The organism is Methylobacterium sp. E-016, assembly GCF_022829745.1.
Taxonomy (GTDB): Bacteria; Pseudomonadota; Alphaproteobacteria; order Rhizobiales; family Beijerinckiaceae; genus Methylobacterium.
Genome location: NZ_JAKSYF010000040.1, coordinates 55,976 through 71,946, shown reverse-complemented (window position 1 = coordinate 71,946; position 15,971 = coordinate 55,976). Strand labels below are relative to the sequence as shown.

Below are 15,971 nucleotides of genomic sequence, written 5' to 3'. Positions count from 1 at the left end.
CGGAAACAGCAGGTCCATGAACGTCGAGATCCGCAATCCCCAGGGCCAGCCGCTGACGACCGCCGACCGGTCCAAGGCGGTGGCGGAGTCGCTGAGCCAGATCGCGCGGCTGTCCCGCTTCGCCGACCGCAAGAAGGGCATCCGCTCCTACCAGAGCCACGTGAAGAGCGATCCGTGGCTGCCGATCCTGTTCGTGCTCTGCTTCGTCCTGCCGACCGCGCTCGGCGGGATCTATTACGGCCTCATCGCCTCCGACCGCTTCGTCACCGAGGCGCGCTTTGCGCTGCGCCCGGCGCTCGGCGGCGCCGAGAAGGCGACCCCCGACGCGGTCGGCACCAACGCCGGCGTTCCCAAGGAGATGCTGGCCCAGGACGTGCTGATCACGCACCAGTACGTCCTCAGCCGGCCGATGCTGGAAGTCATTCAGGCGAAGCTGCCGATCCGGGAATGGTTCAGCCGGGATCAGATCGACTTCCTCTCCCGCTTCGACGCCGAGAAGCCGATCGAGAAGTTCCTGAAATACTGGCGCGAGCGCGTGAACGTCGAGCTCGAGGGCAGCTCCGGCATCATGTCGCTGACGGTGTCGGCATTCGACCCGGCCGAGTCGCTGGCGATCACCAAGGCGGTGATGGCGGAAGCCGAGCGGATGGTGAACGATCTCAGCATGCGCGCGCGCACCGACGCGGTCGCCGAGAGCAACCGCGAGATGCGCCTCGCCGAGGAACGCCTCGCCAAGATCCGCCTCGCGGTGCGCGACCTGCGCAACCGGGACGGCGTCCTCGACGCGCAGAAGGCCAACGAGACCAATCTGAAGGTGATCGGCGAGCTTCGTGCCGCGCGCATCAACCTGTCGGTTCAGCTGACGATGTCGCTGCGCGACCTCGCACCGGAATCGCGCCGGATCCAAGACATGAAGGCGCAGATCAAGGACCTCGACGACAACATCAGCCGGATCGAGCGTCAGTCGGCTAGCCAGGATCCGGAGCAGAAGCGCCTGCTCTCCGACGCGCTGACGCGGTTCGAGGCCTTGGACAACGAGCGCAAGGACACCGAGAAATACTACGCCAAGGTCATCGCCGCCAACGAGCGCGCGCGGATGATCGCGGCGCGGCAGATCGAGTTCTTCAGCCCGATCGTCGAGCCGGTGCTGGCGGAATCCTCGACGCAGCCGCGGCGCCTGCTGATGAGCAGCCTGGTCGCGGCGGGCGCGGCGGTGTTCTTCGCCGCCGCCCTGTTCGCCCGCAAGCAGATGGCCTGATCGCCGCAAGGCGACCAGGTTCGGGCGGTCAGCGGCGGTCCGATCCGAAGGTCTGCGTCGGCGCAGGCGGCGTGCCGGCGGCCTTGTGCTCCTCCGCCGGCAGCAGGGTGTGACCGCTCTCGGTGTCGAGCCCCGTCGTGGTCGAGCCCGCGGCGCCGATCGCGGTCGACCCGATCTCGCCCCTCGCCCCGTCCGAGCCGGTCATCCCGCCGGTCCAGCCCTGTGCCCGCCAGCCCTGCGCCCGCTCGTCGAGATCGATCGAGCCGTGCCGATCGAGGATGGCGAGGACGCGGTCGGCATGGCCCTCGTCGACGCGCGCGGTGACGAGGGTCCCGCCCCGGCGCACGCCCTCCGCATAGGTCTCCGCCTCGTGCTCGCTGAGGCCGGCGCCGGTCAGCGCGCCGAGCAGCCCGCCCGCCGCCGCGCCGACGCCGGCGCCGGCCGCGGTCGCGATGAGCCAGCCCGCCGCCACCACCGGGCCGATGCCGGGAATCGCCAGCATCCCGAGCCCCGCCAGGAGGCCGGCGCCGCCGCCGAGCACGGTGCCGAGCGTCGCGCCAGTGCCGGCGCCTCCGACGTTGGCGTCGTTCGGGTCGGACGAGCGCGTCGGATCCCCGACGGGGGCCAAGCGCCCGGCGTGCCGATCCTCGGCGTTGTTTGCGACGATGCTGATGTCGCCGTGCGGGATGCCCTCGGCCTCGAGCTTGTCGACCGCGCGGGCCGCCGCGTCGTAATCGTCGAACAGGGCGGTGATGGCTCGCATCGCCATGGGCATTCCTCCGGTGTCGAACCTCGGATCGCGCAAACCGCCTGGACGGCGGGCCCGATCCCGAGCCCGTTCAAGCCGCGGAATCCGAGCCGGGTTCCAGCTTGGCCTTAGGCATCGATCGCCTCCGTTAAGGCGCCGCTAACCATCCGCCCGGCAGATCTTGCCGGGTCCGCCCGTCGCGGGCGGGAGCGGTGGACATGAGCGAGACGGCGATCGCGTCGGAGCGGAGCGGAGGCCTGTCGGCGCTCGCCGGCTTCTCGATGCCGAACCGCGCCAGCCTCGATGCGCTCACCAAGCGCACCGACCTGTTCTTCGCCACCGCGGTGATGGGCATCCTCGCGGTGCTGATCTTCCCGCTGCCGTCGGTGCTGCTCGACCTGCTGCTCGCCGTGTCGATCATCATGTCGGTGCTGATCATGATGACCGGGCTGTTCATCGACAACCCGCTCGAGTTCACCGTCTTCCCGACGCTGCTGCTGATGGCGACCATGCTGCGGCTGGCGCTCAACCTCGCCTCGACCCGGCTGATCCTCGGGCACGGTCACGAGGGCACGGCGGCGGCCGGCCACGTGATCGAAGCCTTCGGCAACTTCGTGATGGGCGGCAACTTCGTCATCGGGATCATCGTGTTCGCGATCCTGATCATCGTGAACTTCGTCGTGATCACCAAGGGCTCGGGCCGCATCGCCGAGGTCGCGGCGCGGTTCACCCTCGACGCGATGCCCGGCAAGCAGATGGCGATCGACGCCGACCTCTCGGCCGGCCTGATCGACGAGAAGGTCGCCAAGGCGCGGCGCTCGGCGCTCGAGGAGGAATCGTCGTTCTTCGGCGCCATGGACGGCGCCTCCAAGTTCGTCCGCGGCGACGCGATCGCGGCCCTGCTCATCACCTTCATCAACGTTGTCGGCGGCATCATCATCGGCGTCGCGCAGCAGGACATGGCGATCGGCGCGGCGGCCAAGAGCTACACCCTGCTCACCATCGGCGACGGCCTCGCCTCGCAGGTTCCGGCGCTGATCGTCTCGACCGCGGCCGGCATCCTCGTCTCGAAGGCCGGCGTGAAGGGCTCGGCCGACAAGGCGCTCGGCAAGCAGCTCGCCAACTACCCGAAGGCGCTCGGCATGTCCTCGGGCGTGATGGTGCTGATCGCGCTGATGCCCGGCATGCCGATGCTTCCGTTCCTCGCCCTCGCCGGCGCCTCCGGCTACGCCGCCTGGCGGTTCGCGAAGACCGCCCGCGAGGCACCCCCGCTCGATGCCGCCGGCGTGCCGATGGACGCGGCGGCGGTGGCGGCCGCGGCCAAGGAGAAGGAGGAGACGGTCACCGACCTCCTGAAGCTCGACGAGCTCAAGCTCGAGATGGGCTACGCCCTCCTCGCCCTCGTCAACGGCGAGGGACAGGACCGGCTGACCGACCAGATCAAGGCGCTGCGCCGGCAGCTGGCGGCCGATCTCGGCTTCGTCATGCCCTCCGTTCGGATCCTCGACAACGTCCAGCTCGATGCCAACGCGTACGTCGTGCGCGTGAAGGAGATCGAGGCCGGAACCGGCCAGATCTTCCCCGGCCAATTCATGGCGATGGACCCGATGGGCGGGCAGGTGCAGCTTCCCGGCCAGCACATGCTGGAGCCGACCTTCGGCCTGCCGGCGACCTGGATCGACGCGTCCCTGCGCGATCAGGCCCAGCTCAAGGGCTACACGGTCGTCGATGCGGCCACCGTCGTCTCGACGCACCTCACCGAGATCATCAAGGCGCACGTCTCGGAACTTCTCAACCACGTCGAGGTCTCGAAGCTGCTGCGCGAGCTGTCCAAGGAGCACGCCGACCTGGTCAAGGAGGTCGTGCCCTCGCAGATCAACACCACCGGCATCCAGCGGGTGCTGCAATTCCTGCTGGCCGAGCGGGTCTCGATCCGCGACCTCGGCGCCATCGTCGAGGGCATCGCCGAGGTTGCCGGATCGATCAAGAACCCGCGCGACATCGTCGAGCACGTCCGCGCGCGGCTCGGCCGCCAGATCTGTGCGCAGTATCAGGGCGCCGACGGCATGCTGCCGATCATCACCCTGTCGCCGGCCTGGGAGCAGGCTTTCCTCGACTCGATCGTCGGCGAGCGCGACGAGCGCTACCTGGCGATGCAGCCCTCGAAGCTCACCGAATTCGTGCAGACGGTGCGCGACCGGTTCGAGACCGCCGCCCGCATGGGCGAGATGCCGGTGCTCGTCACCTCGGTCCAGGCCCGGCCCTTCGTCCGCTCGATCATCGAGCGCTTCCGCCGCGAGACGCCGGTGATGAGCCAGGCGGAGATTCACGCGCGGGCGCGGCTTCGCAACGTCGGCTCGGTCTGAGGTCCGGCGGCGGATAATCGAGCGGCAGGCTTCGAACGCCGCGGCGATAGGGAAATCGCGCGCGTTGCAGCGGATCCGGACCCGTGAAGATCAGGCGAACCCGGAAGGCGACCGGGCTCGCGCAGAGCAGGTAGTCGCGCAGGTTCGGCTCGTCCGGCAGGAACCACGCCGTGGTGAGGTAACGTGCGTCGTCCCGCACCCATCCGGGGATCGGCAATCCCCAACGGCGGCCGAGATGCTCGGCGATCGCACCGAGATAGGCGTCCGCGCGCCGATCGCCGACGAGTCCGGGATCGCCGGCGATCATCGCCGCCTGGCGCTCGATCTCGCCGTCGAGCGCGTAGAATGCGTCGAGAAACTCGCGGCTGTGATGATCCCATTCGCCATCCTCGCGGATGCGGATGGCGAGCGCGTGCAGCGTGGCGGGTCTCACGGCGACGCGTCCAGGACGCCCGGAAAGCGGAGTTGCGCATCGATCGGCGGGGCTTCGTCGTAGATCGACGCGTAGAGGGCGTGCAGGCTTTCCAGGTCGAGGATCCCGAGATGGGCGGCGAGCGCGCGGGCATCGTCCATGTCGCGCGTTCCGCGATCGAGGCTGCTCAGGGCGCGGAGCTTCATGGCGAGGAGATAGTGCGGACGGGCCACGAGCGTCCTCAGCCCCGGGGGGCCCTCGCTGGGATAGGTGCCCGACACATCGAACAAGCTCTCGGGCTCGTCGAGGGGCGTGAACATGCCGACGGCATTGTTGAGCCAGTCGGGATCGAGGCCCATCAGCCCGGCGACCCGGGCGACGGATGGCGCGAGCGTCGCCTCGTCGAAACCTTCCCGCACCACCGCGTCGACGTCCCGCGTCGATCGCCGCCATGCGACGCGAAGGATCAGAGCGCCGCCACGGTGCACGGCCAGTTCGACGAAAAGGCCGCGCGCGGCCAGATCCGCTCCGAGGGCCTCAAGGGCCTGCCGCAAGCGCTCGTGGCCGAGCGGTTGCGCCATAAGCCCTGTCTCTCACACCGTCTTCTGCTTCAGGTCCCGCTCGATCTTCGCCGGATCGAGGCCGGGCGCGACGAGCGGCGGGTCCGGCGTGGGGGCTGCCGACGTCCCGGTCCCGCGCAGGGCGCCGGCCAGGCGGTTGCGCTCGTAGAGCAGCACCACGATCACCGAGATCAGGAACGGAAGCCAGAAATAGAACATCCGGAAGACGAGGAGCGCGGCGATGATCGAGGGCCGAGCGATGTCGGGCATCGCCACCACGAAGACCAGCTCGAACACGCCGAGGCCGCCCGGCGCGTTCGAGACCAGCGCCGCCGAGAACGAGGCGAGGAAGACCGCAAGGACCACGAGGAAGCCGGGATTGTGCGCCTCGGGCAGCGCGAAATAGATGATGCCGGCGGCCCCCAGCAGCTCAAGCGGGGCCGCGATGATCTGCCGGATCATGATCGGCGGGCGCGGGTACTCGAGCTTGAACGACCGGATCGTCAGCGGCTTCAGCCGGAGCAGCGAGCCGGCGATGTAGAGCGCGACCGCGCCGAGCAGGACAGCGCCGAGGGTGCGGGCGGTGCTCGGGTTGGTGAGGATTGCCGGCAGGTAGCCCTGGAGGCGCGTCAGGGTATCGGGGAGCGCGACGAGCACGAAGCCGCCGAGCAGGATCGTCCCGAGGCCGAAGGTGAAGGAGCACAGGGCCACGAGCACCGCGACCTGCGCGGCCGACAGGCCCTTGGCGGTGTAGGCGCGGTAGCGCACCACCGCCCCGGAGAATACCGAGGCGCCGATGTTGTGCGACAGCGCGTAGGTGGTGAAGGAGCAGACCGAGACGAAGAACGTTGAGATGTGCGTCACGCCGAGATGCAGCAGCGCGATCCGGTCGTACCAAGCCAAAGCGGCGTACGCGACCAGCGTCGACAGGGCGGCGAGCAGGAAGCGGTGCGGCGGGATGGCGGCGAGGCTACCCTTGATCTCCGACAGCGAGATGCCGCGCAATTCACGAAACAGCAGGTATCCGGAGACGATCACCGCGGCGAGGCCGACGATCGGCCAGATGAAATCGCTGATCTTCTTCATGGACACCGACACCTCGGGGGGAACGCCCCTGATGCGTCAGGACGCGACGCATCGCAAGCACGCCCGCGGGAGCGCGCCTGCGCGGTCTGATGTCATCGGATCATGACGGTTTCGTGCCGCCTTGCCTCTCGCGCGGACGCGCCCGCGCCTGAGGCGCTGGGGCGCGGCTCGCCTCAGGCGCGGGCGCGGGCGAGGCCGATCCCGTCCATCGCCGCCTGCTCGCGGACGGCTTCCGCAGCGCGCTCGGCCGAGCGCTCGCGATCGTCGAGGATCTCGACCTTCTTCAGGTCCTCGAACGCCTCGCCGAGCTCAGCCTTGGCCTCGGCGAGCTGGCCTTCCAGGGCGATCGCCGATTGGCGCATGTTGTCCCGGCGCGTGGCGGCGGCGCGGGCGTAGGTCGGGTAGGCGAAATGCCCGATGTCGGTGATACCGGCGCGGGCCTCCTCGTGGACGACCTCGCGGTCGAGCTCCATCGCCATGCGCTGGAAGTCGGCCATCATCATCTCGATCTGGGTGACGCGGCGGCGCTTCTCGTCGACCTGAAAGCGGCGCAGCCGGATCAGCGTGTCACGCGATTTCATGGGATACGCTCACTCCACACAACGCAGGAGATCCAGGCATATGACCCGAGGAGCGGAGGCGGCGAAGGGCCGCCGCACCGCACGTCTCAGGAACCGCCCACGATCTCCGCGAGCCGTGCGTAACCATCGCCGATGGAGGTTGCTTCTTCCTTACCCTGCCCCAGAAAAGCCTCCAATCGCGGCATGAGCGCCACCGCCTCGTCGACCTCGGCCGAGGCGCCGGCGCGGTAGGCGCCGAGGCGGATCAGCTCCTCCATGTCGGCGTAGGTCGCGAGCAGCTTGCGCGCCCGCCGCACCACCGGGAGGAAGGCCGGGTCGCAAGACCGCGGCATGGTGCGCGAGACCGAGCGCAGCACGTTCACCGCCGGATAGCGCCCGCGCTCGGCGATGGAGCGCTCCATCACGATGTGCCCGTCGAGGATGCCGCGCACCGCATCCGCCACCGGCTCGTTGTGGTCGTCGCCTTCCACCAGCACCGTGAACAGCGCCGAGATCGTCCCCTCCCCCACGCCGGGGCCGGCGCGCTCGAGCAGGCGCGGCAGCTCCGAGAACACCGTCGGGGTGTAGCCCTTGGCGGTCGGCGGCTCACCGGCGGCAAGGCCGATGTCGCGCTGGGCCATGGCGAAGCGCGTGATCGAATCGATCATGCACAGCACCTTGGCGCCCTGATCGCGGAAATGCTCGGCGACGGAGAGGGTCACGTAAGCGGCGTTCCGGCGCATCAGGGCCGGCTCGTCTGAGGTCGCGACCACGACCACGGACCGGGCGAGGCCGGCGGCGCCGAGGTCGTCCTGCAGGAATTCCTGAACCTCGCGGCCGCGCTCGCCCACGAGACCGATCACCGCGACGTCGGCGACGGTGTAGCGCGCGAGCATCGACAGCAGCACGGACTTGCCGACGCCGGAGCCGGCGAAGATGCCCATGCGCTGCCCGGCGCACATCGTCAGGAAGGTGTTGAGGCAGCGCACCCCGAGATCGAGTGGCGTCCCGACGCGGCGTCGGGCATGGGCGGGCGGCGGGTCGGCCCGCAGCGGGTAGATCTCCGGCCCGCTGGCGAGCGGGCCGAGGCCGTCCACCGGGCGGCCCAGCGCATCGACGACGCGCCCGAGCCAGGCCGGCGAGGGCCGGATCGCGCCCGCGGCCTCGTCGCGGACGAAGGCGGGGCAGCCGCGGCGGACGCCCTCGAGCGAGCCGAACGGCATGGCGAGCGCCCGGTCGCCCTGAAAGCCGATGATCTCGCACGGGATCAGCCCGGCGCTGCCGGCGCCCTCGACGTCGAGCCGCCCGCCGAGCCGCATCGCGGCGACGGGGCCTGCGACCTCGACGAGCAGGCCGCGAATCGCGACGACCCGTCCGTAGGTCTCCAGCGGCTCGACGCGCTCCAGCCCGGCGCGGATTCCCGAGAGCGTCCGTGCCGCGGTCCCACCCTGGTCCTGCGTCATTCCTGAAGCCCTAACGGTTCGTTTACCTCCCTCCTTAACACTGCGGTCATCGGGCTTGTAGCGGGGCCGATCGCAGTGCTGGTCCGGGTCCCTCGATCCGCTCAGGACATGCGTGCTGGATGTGGCGGAACGGTCACAAACGGGTGCGGCCCGTTATGGGTGAAGGACTTGGCTGGGGCGGGGGGCGCGGCGTCGGCCGCGGACGGTTTGTGCGGTGAGAACAGACCGCAAACACCGGACGCAAAAAGGTCGAGGCGGGGTCAAACGATCGCTTGCCACACAGAATCAGGTTTTGTTAACGATTAACGAATAGCGTTTCACGTCAATGACGATGGGGCGTCCGTCCACAGGCCGGTGGCGGACGAATGGCGGCGACGTGTCCGAACGCTGATACGGCCGGCCGGGCTGGGGATCGACGATGCGGGTACTTCTGATCGAGGACGACGGCGCCACGGCGCAGAGCATCGAGTTGATGCTCAAGTCCGAGAACTTCAACACCTACACCACCGATCTCGGTGAGGAAGGAATCGATCTCGGCAAGCTCTACGATTACGACATCATCCTGCTCGATCTGAACCTGCCCGACATGTCGGGCTACGAAGTGCTTCGCAACCTTCGCGTCGCCAAGGTCAAGACGCCGATCCTGATCCTGTCGGGCATGGCCGGCATCGAGGACAAGGTGAAGGGCCTCGGCTTCGGCGCCGACGACTACCTCACCAAGCCGTTCCACAAGGACGAGCTCGTGGCCCGCATCCACGCGATCGTCCGCCGCTCGAAGGGCCACGCCCAGTCGGTGATCACCACCGCCGACCTGATCGTGAACCTCGACCAGAAGACCGTCGAGGTCGCCGGCTCCCGCGTCCACCTCACCGGCAAGGAGTACCAGATGCTGGAGCTCCTCTCGCTGCGGAAGGGCACGACGCTGACCAAGGAGATGTTCCTCAACCATCTCTACGGCGGCATGGACGAGCCCGAGCTGAAGATCATTGACGTGTTCATCTGCAAGCTGCGGAAGAAGCTCGCCAACGCCAGCCAGGGCAAGAACTACATCGAGACCGTCTGGGGCCGCGGCTACGTGCTGCGCGAGCCGATGGACGCCGAGGAGCGCATCGCCGTCTGATCCTCGCCCGCCCCGGCTCTTCCCTCTACAGGCACCCGCGGATCGCTCCGCGGGTGCCTTCTTCGTTGCGGCGGCCGGTTTCGCCGCTCGGCCGTTCAACGGTCGCGCTTGTCTTCGGGCCCAACCAGGGATATCCACGCTGCCTGCGTCGCCGGCCCCGCACATCTCCGTGCGGTCCCGAGATCGGCGCCGAGGAGAGACGAGCCTTGGCCAGCGCCGGCTCAGCACCCGTCATCGTCGAGGCCGCGACCGCGGCGTCGCTGACGCGCGCCCTCCGCTCGCTTCTGCTTACCCGCCCCTGAGGGCCGTCCGGGCGTTCGCCTGGGCCTTCAGGGGATCGCATGGCCGACCTCACAGGCTTCGAAGGCCGCCCGATCCGCTCGGCGGGGGCGCGCCGCGACAGGGTGGACAACCGATGACCAGCGTTTCCGAGACGAAAAAAGACCGCGTCGTGATCTTCGACACGACGTTGCGCGACGGCGAGCAATGCCCGGGCGCGACCATGACCCTTGACGAGAAGCTCGCCGTCGCCGAGCTGCTCGACGCGATGGGCGTCGACGTCATCGAGGCCGGCTTCCCGATCGCCTCGAACGGCGACTTCGAGGCCGTCTCGGAGATCGCCCGCCGCGCCAAGCGCGCCACCATCGCCGGGCTCGCCCGCGCCATCCCCGCCGACATCGCCCGGGCCGGCGAAGCGGTGCGGCACGCCCGCCAGGGGCGCATCCACACCTTCGTCTCGACCTCGCCGATCCATCTCGCGCACCAGATGCGCAAGACCGAGGACGAGGTCGTCGAGATCATCCTCAAGACGGTGGCGCAGGCCCGCGACCTCGTCGCCGACGTCGAGTGGTCGGCGATGGACGCGACCCGCACGCCGATCGACTACCTGTGCCGCTGCGTCGAGGCGGCGATCAGGGCCGGCGCGACGACGATCAACCTGCCCGACACCGTCGGCTACGCGACGCCGGGCGAGTACCGCGCGATGTTCGAGGCGGTGCGCGCGCGCGTGCCGAACGCCGACAAGGCGATCTTCTCGGTCCATTGCCACAACGATCTCGGCCTCGCGATCGCCAACACGCTGGCCGGCATCGAGGGCGGCGCGCGGCAGGTCGAGTGCACGATCAACGGCATCGGCGAGCGCGCGGGCAACGCGGCGCTTGAGGAGGTGGTGATGGCGATCCGCACCCGCTCCGACGTGCTGCCCTACGAGACCGGCATCGAATCGACGATGCTGACCCGGGCCTCGAAGCTCGTCAGCCACGCCACGAACTTCCCGGTGCAGTTCAACAAGGCGATCGTCGGCCGCAACGCCTTCGCGCACGAGAGCGGCATCCACCAGGACGGCATGCTCAAGCACGCCGAGACCTACGAGATCATGACCCCGGCCTCGGTGGGCCTCACCAAGACCAACCTGGTGATGGGCAAGCATTCCGGCCGCGCCGCCTTCCGCTCGAAGCTCGACGAGCTCGGATTGAGGTTGTCCGACAACCAGCTGCAGGACGTTTTCGAGCGGTTTAAGGCCTTGGCCGACCGCAAGAAGAACGTCTACGACGAGGACATCGAGGCGCTGGTCGACGAGAATCTCGCCACCGCGCACGACCGCATCCGCTTGGTCTCGCTCTCGGTCATCGCCGGCACGCGCGGGCCGCAGCGCGCGACGATGAAGGTTGCCGTCGACGGCAAGACGCTCACCGAGGAGGCTGACGGCAACGGGCCGGTCGACGCGGTGTTCAACGCGATCCAGGCGCTGGTGCCGCACGAGGCGCAGCTCGAGCTCTACCAGGTCCACGCGGTCACCGCCGGCACGGATGCCCAGGCGGAGGTCTCGGTGCGGCTGAAGGCCGGCGAGCGCTCGATCACCGCACGCGGCGCCGACCCCGACACCCTCGTCGCCTCGGCCAAGGCCTACCTCTCGGCGCTGAACAAGCTCTCGGCCTCGGCCGTGCGCCTCCACGCGCAGCACGCGGCGGCGGAGTAGGCCGAAAACCGACCGGCCCGGGGGAAAATTCCCGCTCGCGGGCAAAAACCGCGAACACGGGGTGGACAGCCCCCGGCCCGGTTGGTATCAGCCCGCATCGCAGCGGGACTTGGTGGACCGCGGCGGATCGCTCAATGCGATCGGGCGCATAGCTCAGTTGGTAGAGCAGCTGACTCTTAATCAGCGGGTCCTAGGTTCGAACCCTAGTGCGCCCACCAAAGAATTCCGAACTTCGATGATGTGAGGGCAGGACGCGGTCGCGCGTCCTGCCCTTCTTCGTTTGGTCCGGCGCCAGCGATCACGCGTGTCTCGCCGATTCGGCCTCGCGCCTGCATTCTGCATGCAGTTTGGCCCGGGCCTTGCTGGATCCCGCCGTCAGCGTGGAGCCGGTGATGGATGCGATTGCGAACGGCCGGGACGTGCAGCTCGCCCTGCGGGGCATCCGCAAGGCGTTCCCGGCGAAGGGTGGTGCCGTCCCGGTGCTCGACGGGCTGAGCTTCGACATCTACGAGCGCGACTTCGTCAGCATCATCGGGCCGTCCGGCTGCGGCAAGACCACGGTCTTCAACGTGATCGCCGGCCTGCTCGAGCCCGACGAGGGGACGATGCGCTTTCGCGGCGAGATCGTGCCCGGCCTGTCCGGCCGCGTCGGCTACATGATGCAGAAGGACCTGCTGTTCCCCTGGCGCACGGTCCTGCAGAACGTGATGCTCGGCCTGGAGATGAAGGGCGTCGACGCCAGGGCCGCCACCGAGACGGCACGGGACTACCTCGCCCGCTTCGGCCTGTCCGGCTTCGAGAACGCCTACCCCAAGACCCTGTCGGGCGGCATGCGGCAGCGCGCGGCGCTGATCCGGACGCTGATCATGGATCCGGACATCCTGCTCCTCGACGAGCCGTTCTCGGCGCTCGACTACCAGACCCGGCTCTACCTCGAAGGCGTGCTCCTCGACGCGGTCGAGACCTTCCACAAGACCGTCGTGCTCGTGACCCACGACATCGACGAGGCGGTGGCGCTCTCGAAGCGCGTCGTGGTGCTGGGCAATCGCCCGACCCGGGTGAAGGCGGTGCACGACATCGCGCTCAGCGATCGGTCGCCGATCGGCGCCCGCAGCGATCCGCGCTTCTCCGAGTATTTCAATACGCTCTGCGGCGAGCTCGACATCCAGACCAGCGCGAGGGCGGCCTGATGGCGATCCAGATCCTATCCCACGAACAGGCACCGCCGGAGGCGGCGAGCCGACCGACGCCGCCGGCCCGACGCCGCCGGCCCGGTGCCCTGGCACGGGCGATCGACACCACGCTCGGGCGCGGACTGATCCAGCTCCTCGCGGTGGCCGTGTTCTTCGCGGCTTGGGAGGTCGCGGTCGATGCCGGCTGGCTCACCGAGTTCCTGGTCGGCGCGCCCTCGGGCATCTGGCGGGTGTTCGTCAAGAGCGTGCTCGACGGCAGCCTCGCCCACGACACCTGGCTCACGGTGGTGGAGGCCATCCTGGGCTTCGTGATCGGCACCGCGATCGGCTCGGTCGCGGGGCTCGGGCTCTGGTACTCGGTGCTGGTGGCGCGGATCGTCGAACCGTTCATCGTCGCGATCAACTCGGTGCCGAAGATCGCGCTCGCCCCGATCGTGATCCTGTGGTTCGGCACCGGGTTCGTCTCGAAGGTCGCGCTCGCGGTCTCGCTGACGGCGCTGGTCGCGCTGATCGCGGCGTACCAGGCCGCCCGGGACGCCGATCCCGACCTGCAGGCGCTGCTGGCCTCGATGGGCGCCTCGAAGAACCGGATCTTCCGCTCGGTGATCGTGCCCTCGACGCTGCCCGCGATCATCGGGATGTTCCGGATCAACATCGGCTTCGCGCTGGTCGGCGCGGTCGTCGGCGAGTTCATCTCGTCCCAGGCCGGGCTCGGCCACCTGATCTACAACGCCTCGTCGCTCTACGACCTCAACGCCGTCTGGGTCGGGCTGTTCGTGCTGATGTTCGTCGGCTTCCTGCTCTACCACGTCATCGATTTCGCCGAGCGCCGCATCCTGCCGTGGCGGCAGGTCGACACCGCCGGCAGCGTCCAAGTCTGAGTTCCAAGCCGGCGGAGCGCGGCTCGCCGCGGCCGTCCGCCCCGCCCTTCCCGCCAGCAGAACGAGAGCCTTCCGATGATCCAGCGTCGTCCCCTCATCGCGACCGTCGCCGCGGCCTGGCTGATGGGGGCCCTGCCCGCCTCGGCGGCGGCGCTGAAGGCGACCGTGAGCCAGGCCTTCCAGTCGATGCTCTACCTGCCGCTCTACGTCGCTCTGGACGAGGGCCTGTTCGAGAAGGCCGGCATCGACGTGACCAAGGAGACGGCCGGCGCGCCGAGCGTCGCGCTCTCGGCGGTGATCTCGAAGAGCGCGCAGTTCTCGATCCACGGCCCGGAATGGACCGCGGTGGCGGCCTCGAAGGGCGCGCCCGTCGGCGTCATCGCCAACGTCGTCAACGGTGCCGCCGTGTGGATCGCGACGACGCCGGACTTCGTCTTCAAGGACGTGAAGGACCTCAAGGGGCAGACCATCGTCACCGGGTTGATGCCGACGACGAGCACCTCGCTGTTCCTCAAGCTCTTGAAGGAGAACGGCCTGTCGAAGGACGACGTGACGCTGACGCAGGTGCAGCTCGGCACCGAGCCGGGCCCGTTCCTGGCCGGCCAGGCCAAGGTCGCCGTGCTGTACGAGCCCGGCCTCGATCAGGTCGCCGCCAAGGGGATGAAGGTCGTCCTCGGCTTCCCCGAGAAGTACGGCCCCTACGCGTTCTCGGCGGTGAGCGCGCGCAAGGATGTCGATCCGGCGGTGGCGCAGGCCTTCGTCGACGGCATGCAGGCGGCGATCCGGCTGATGCAGTCCGATCCGGCCAAGGCGGTCGCGGTGGCGAAGAAGGAGTTCCCCAACCTCGATCCGACCGTGGTCGAGGCTGCGGTCAAGCGCATGATGGGCGACAAGGTCTATCCGGAGAGCGTCGACATCACGTCCGATGCCCTCAAGATCGCCCTCGATACGCAGATCGCCCTCGGCAACCTCGCGGCCCAGCCGGACTACGCGACCTTCGTGCGGCGCGATTTCATCATCAAGGCGATGGCCGGCCAGTAGCGCCCGGTGCCGTCCGCGATCTCAGCGCGGATGGTCCCCGTCTCAGCGGGCGGCCGGACGCGACGATCGGAGGGACTTCGCTGCCATCGACGCGCTCGGTGGCAGATCGTTCGCGCTCGGAACCGCCGCGTCCTTCTCCGGGAGGGGGCCGGGCTTCTTCGCATCCCGCCCGCGCTCGAAGCCGTAGCCGAGGTTCACGCCGGCATAGGCGCCGGTGAAATCCTCGGCCCTCGCCTGCTGCGCCGTGGCGAGGGCGAGCAGGATGCCGAACGGTACGGCACGACGCATGAGATGTCTCCGATTGCCGTCCCGGAACGCAAAACGGCGGCCCCGTGAGGGACCGCCGTTTTCAATCGCATCGGGAACGCGGCGGAAGCGAGGCCGCCGCGTTCGCCAAAAATGCCGCCGATCAATCGTCGACGTTGATGCTCTGAGCCTCGCGGCCCTTCTGGCCGTCGACCACACCGAGCGTCACGGTCTGACCCTCGGCAAGCGACTCGAGGCCGGCCCGCGACAGGGCGGAGCGATGGACGAACACGTCCTTGCCGCCGTCGTTCACCGACACGAAGCCGAAGCCCTTGGCCGGGTCGTACCACTTCACGGTGCCCTGCATCTCGGTCGAGGGGCCCGAGGCGACGCGGCCACCGCCGCCGTAACCGCCGCCGCCGCCACCGAAGCCGCCACCGGCGCCGCCGTAACCACCGCCGGCACCGTAGCCGCCGGCGCCGCCGAAGCCGCCGGCGCGCGGGGGACGCGCATCGCGCATCTCACGCCGGGGCGGAGCCGCCTCAGCCGTCGAGGTGTCGACGCTGGTCACGTTGGTGACCTGCGGACCCTTCTGGCCCTGCGCGGTCTGAACGGTGAGCCGGGTGCCCGGCAGCAGGTCGTCATGGCCGGCTGCCTCGACGGCGCGGATGTGGAGGAAGGCGTCGCCCGAGCCGTCGCCGAGCTCAACGAAGCCGAAGCCCTTCTCCTTGTTGAACCACTTGACCGTGGCATCGCGCTCCGGGCCCGTAGGGGCCGCCGCAGCCCGGGGAGCGCCGCGATCGAAACCACCGCCGCCGCCACCGAACCCGCCACCGCCGCCGCCGAAGCCGCCGCCACCGTATCCGCCGCCACTCGGGGGAGCCTGATCAGGCCATCTCGGCTCTGCGCCACCCTCATCGAAGCCGCGCTTCTGCGGCCCCCGGAAATCACGACCACGTCCCATCGAAAGCTCGCCAAAAACCGTCCGCCGACCACGTCTCGAATACCGCGTGCGCGCCATCCCAGACAGCTCACGCCCCGCACTCCCATTACCCCCGG

General features: G+C 69.1%; 15 protein-coding genes and 1 tRNA gene. 8 read left to right on the top strand and 8 right to left on the bottom strand.

The window, feature by feature from the left end; all coding sequences use genetic code 11:
• Nucleotides 1–16 precede the first annotated feature (16 nt).
• Entirely contained in the window at nucleotides 17–1,258 is a 1,242-nt protein-coding gene (locus MKK68_RS02845; protein ID WP_244028567.1) for a capsule biosynthesis protein, read from the top strand.
• Between the two features lie 28 nt (nucleotides 1,259–1,286).
• Here MKK68_RS02845 and MKK68_RS02840 read toward each other — a convergent pair whose 3' ends face one another.
• Nucleotides 1,287–2,027: a general stress protein gene (locus MKK68_RS02840; protein ID WP_243946191.1), complete on the bottom strand. Its 741-nt coding sequence runs from the start codon at nucleotides 2,025–2,027 to the stop codon at nucleotides 1,287–1,289.
• A gap of 197 nt (nucleotides 2,028–2,224) precedes the next feature.
• Between MKK68_RS02840 and flhA the strand changes: the two genes are divergently transcribed.
• A complete protein-coding gene (gene flhA, locus MKK68_RS02835; RefSeq protein WP_147728230.1) occupies nucleotides 2,225–4,372 on the top strand; it encodes a flagellar biosynthesis protein FlhA in 2,148 nt (715 codons plus the stop codon).
• Here flhA and MKK68_RS02830 read toward each other — a convergent pair.
• The 5 genes from MKK68_RS02830 to fliI all read right to left on the bottom strand — a co-directional run bounded on the left by MKK68_RS02830 (nucleotide 4,284) and on the right by fliI (nucleotide 8,453).
• Entirely contained in the window at nucleotides 4,284–4,805 is a 522-nt protein-coding gene (locus MKK68_RS02830) for a hypothetical protein (RefSeq protein ID WP_244028565.1), read from the bottom strand. The two genes, flhA and MKK68_RS02830, sit on opposite strands and share 89 nt — an antisense overlap.
• The gene (locus MKK68_RS02825; RefSeq protein ID WP_243946186.1) at nucleotides 4,802–5,365 is read right to left on the bottom strand and encodes a hypothetical protein; all 564 of its coding nucleotides are present in this window, start codon (nucleotides 5,363–5,365) and stop codon (nucleotides 4,802–4,804) included. The genes MKK68_RS02830 and MKK68_RS02825 overlap by 4 nt, the downstream gene beginning before the upstream one ends.
• A 12-nt stretch (nucleotides 5,366–5,377) precedes the next feature.
• Entirely contained in the window at nucleotides 5,378–6,430 is a 1,053-nt protein-coding gene (locus MKK68_RS02820; RefSeq protein WP_147728231.1) for a lysylphosphatidylglycerol synthase domain-containing protein, read from the bottom strand.
• Between the two features lie 173 nt (nucleotides 6,431–6,603).
• The gene (gene fliJ / locus MKK68_RS02815; protein WP_147728232.1) at nucleotides 6,604–7,011 is read right to left on the bottom strand and encodes a flagellar export protein FliJ; all 408 of its coding nucleotides are present in this window, start codon (nucleotides 7,009–7,011) and stop codon (nucleotides 6,604–6,606) included.
• Nucleotides 7,012–7,097: 86 nt separating this feature from the next.
• Nucleotides 7,098–8,453: a flagellar protein export ATPase FliI gene (fliI, locus tag MKK68_RS02810; protein WP_244028563.1), complete on the bottom strand. Its 1,356-nt coding sequence runs from the start codon at nucleotides 8,451–8,453 to the stop codon at nucleotides 7,098–7,100.
• Nucleotides 8,454–8,871: 418 nt separating this feature from the next.
• Between fliI and ctrA the strand changes: the two genes are divergently transcribed.
• The 6 genes from ctrA (at nucleotide 8,872) to MKK68_RS02780 (ending at nucleotide 14,666) form a co-directional block, all read left to right on the top strand.
• Nucleotides 8,872–9,573: a response regulator transcription factor CtrA gene (gene ctrA, locus MKK68_RS02805; RefSeq protein ID WP_147727979.1), complete on the top strand. Its 702-nt coding sequence runs from the start codon at nucleotides 8,872–8,874 to the stop codon at nucleotides 9,571–9,573.
• 415 nt (nucleotides 9,574–9,988) lie between these two features.
• The gene (locus MKK68_RS02800) at nucleotides 9,989–11,551 is read left to right on the top strand and encodes a 2-isopropylmalate synthase (protein ID WP_147843017.1); all 1,563 of its coding nucleotides are present in this window, start codon (nucleotides 9,989–9,991) and stop codon (nucleotides 11,549–11,551) included.
• Between the two features lie 142 nt (nucleotides 11,552–11,693).
• Nucleotides 11,694–11,769: transfer RNA gene (locus MKK68_RS02795), tRNA-Lys, on the top strand.
• Between the two features lie 174 nt (nucleotides 11,770–11,943).
• A complete protein-coding gene (locus MKK68_RS02790; RefSeq protein WP_244028561.1) occupies nucleotides 11,944–12,741 on the top strand; it encodes an ABC transporter ATP-binding protein in 798 nt (265 codons plus the stop codon).
• Complete coding sequence (locus MKK68_RS02785; RefSeq protein ID WP_243937758.1) at nucleotides 12,741–13,625, top strand: ABC transporter permease; 885 nt, start codon at nucleotides 12,741–12,743, stop codon at nucleotides 13,623–13,625. Before MKK68_RS02790 ends, MKK68_RS02785 begins: the two co-directional genes overlap by 1 nt.
• Before the next feature lie 75 nt (nucleotides 13,626–13,700).
• Complete coding sequence (locus MKK68_RS02780; RefSeq protein WP_243987182.1) at nucleotides 13,701–14,666, top strand: ABC transporter substrate-binding protein; 966 nt, start codon at nucleotides 13,701–13,703, stop codon at nucleotides 14,664–14,666.
• Nucleotides 14,667–14,708: 42 nt separating this feature from the next.
• Here the strand turns inward: MKK68_RS02780 and MKK68_RS02775 are convergent, their stop codons facing one another.
• Both MKK68_RS02775 and MKK68_RS29365 read right to left on the bottom strand, forming a co-directional pair.
• The gene (locus MKK68_RS02775) at nucleotides 14,709–14,954 is read right to left on the bottom strand and encodes a hypothetical protein (RefSeq protein ID WP_147843013.1); all 246 of its coding nucleotides are present in this window, start codon (nucleotides 14,952–14,954) and stop codon (nucleotides 14,709–14,711) included.
• A 121-nt stretch (nucleotides 14,955–15,075) separates the two neighbouring features.
• Nucleotides 15,076–15,876, bottom strand: a complete 801-nt coding sequence (locus tag MKK68_RS29365; RefSeq protein WP_147858186.1) for a cold-shock protein — start codon at nucleotides 15,874–15,876, stop codon at nucleotides 15,076–15,078.
• Between the last annotated feature and the right edge of the window lie 95 nt (nucleotides 15,877–15,971).